The sequence below is a fragment of the Myxococcaceae bacterium JPH2 genome (assembly GCA_016458225.1).
Taxonomy (GTDB): domain Bacteria; phylum Myxococcota; class Myxococcia; order Myxococcales; family Myxococcaceae; genus Citreicoccus.
Window position 1 is genome coordinate 1 of record JAEMGR010000082.1, and the last position, 309, is coordinate 309.

Genomic DNA, 309 nt, shown 5'->3' on the forward strand with positions numbered 1-309 from the left:
AGCGACGACGCTGGAGGCGTACGCGCACCAGGACGTGCCTTTCGAGAAGCTCGTGGAGGAGCTGAGGCCAGAGCGTGACTTGAGCCGCAGTCCGCTCTTCCAAGCGATGTTCACGTTGGACAGCACGCCCAAGTCATCAGGTCACGCCATGCCGGGGCTGAGTCTGCGGCCCGTCTCCGTGGAGCACCGAGTCGCCCGCTTCGATCTCACGTTGGGACTCGTGGACGGCGAGGACGGCTTCACGGGCGAGCTCGAGTACGCCACGGCGCTCTTCGACGGGGAGACAGTGCAGAGGTGGGCGAGGCAGGT

General features: G+C 66.0%; 1 protein-coding gene. It reads left to right on the forward strand.

Going from position 1 to position 309, the window contains the following annotated elements; genetic code table 11:
* Positions 1-309, forward strand: a 309-nt coding sequence (locus tag JGU66_36180) for a hypothetical protein (GenBank protein MBJ6766214.1), incomplete at both ends; no start/stop codon positions are given.